The 1,792-nt window shown below is 39.6% G+C and carries 1 pseudogene; it reads left to right on the plus strand.

From position 1 onward, the window contains the following. Positions 1 to 88 precede the first annotated feature (88 nt). Positions 89 to 1,792: pseudogene (locus IQ264_RS32360) on the plus strand (serine/threonine protein kinase); the annotation flags it as partial.

Raw genomic sequence — 1,792 nt, forward strand, 5'->3', positions numbered from 1 at the left:
TTAACAACTCTAATTTTAAAATGAAGAATCCTTCTTTTTCATAAGCAGTGAAAACTGTAACGTTTGGTAAGTTTAATAAGGTATCTAGATGAAAATCCATCGTCCTTTTCGGGTAAAATGTAGTGCTAACTACATTTTACCCCATGATGCCGGAAGACCCGACTTAATTTATTTGCCAGAAATGACCGAGCAAAACTTGCTAGCGGCAATGAGAATTTTATCGGGGATTACGATCGCTGCCCAAATTGCTGCCCCTAACTTGATACCTCTACTTGCAGCCAAACAAGTCAATTTGTCCATCCAGCATGGTAATGCTTTTACATCTCCCTTTGCTTATGCCACCTTTGGGTTAATTCTCTGTGGAGTAGTCAGCAATATTGAAATGGGCTATCAATTTGGTCAGTTGGCTCTAAAATTATTATCACAGCCTTATACATCCGCACTCAGAGCTAGAACATTGTTGCTCGTAAATGACTTCATCATCCATTGGAAAAAACATACTAGAGAATTATTGAAGCCATTACTCGAAGGTTATCAAATTGGGCTAGAAACTGGAGATTTAGAGTCTGCCGCTTATTGTGTTTATACTCACTGTTTTCAATGCTACGCCAATGGCAAAGAACTCATAGAAGTTGAACGTGACATGGCGATCTATGGTGAAGCAATCCATCGAATCAAACAAAAGACAGCACTAACTTGGAATCAAATATTTCGCCAAGTTATCATCAACTTAATGGGACGCTCCATCAATACAATCTACCTCATTGGTGAGTTCTACAACGAAGAGAATGAACTGCCAAAATATGAAGTAGCAAATGATGGAAGCACCATCTTTACAGTATATTTCAATAAACTTTTTCTATGCTACCTCTTTGCTGAATATACTCAAGCCGTCCAAAATACCGCTCTGGCAGAAACTAATTTAATTCTACTAACAGGCACACCTCTCGAAGCGTTGTACTATCTCTATAGTTCTCTAGCAAGACTCGCCATTTATTCTGGAAGCAGCACTCAGGTACAAGAAGAAACCCTCAAAAAAATTGCTGTTAGCCAGGAGAAAATGAAGCACTGGGCAAATCATGCACCAATGAATTATTTGCATAAATATCATTTGGTTGAAGCAGAAAAAATGCGAGTTTTAGGTCAGTGGTTTGAAGCAGAGGAATTCTATGAACAAGCAATTCAAGGAGCTAGAGAAAATGAATATATCCAGGAAGAGGCATTAGCATACGAGTTAGCGGCTTTATACTATCTGGCACGAAGTCGGCAAAGGATCGCGCAAACATACATGAAAGAAGCTCACTATTGCTATGAACGATGGGGAGCAATAGCAAAGGTTAAAGATTTAGAAACTCGTTATCCTCACCTGTTTTCTCAATCGTTAAATATGTTTTCTACACCAGTTCATACTACGATTGGAACTTCCTCAAGCAGTTCACATACTGCTCTCGATTTAGCGACAGTGATGAAAGCAGCTCAAGCAATTTCAAGTGAAATTGAATTGGAGCGATTGCTCAGTTCTCTAATGCAGATTCTGATTGAAAACGCTGGAGCACAGACTGGATGTTTGATTTTAGAAAACGCAGGAAAATGGGCGATCGAAGCAGCTTGTGAACTCAATGAGAGCGAGCAGGTCTGTACAACGCGAGTGTTGCAATCAAATCCAATTGCGAATCACTTACCCGAATCTATTATTCAGTACGTAATCCGAACTCATGAATCGTTAATTCTGAGTGATGCAACAACAGGGGATAGGGGTTTGGGTGTAGGGTATAGGGAAAATTCTTCTTCC

The organism is [Phormidium] sp. LEGE 05292 (genome assembly GCF_015207735.1).
Lineage (GTDB): Bacteria > Cyanobacteriota > Cyanobacteriia > Cyanobacteriales > Aerosakkonemataceae > Floridanema.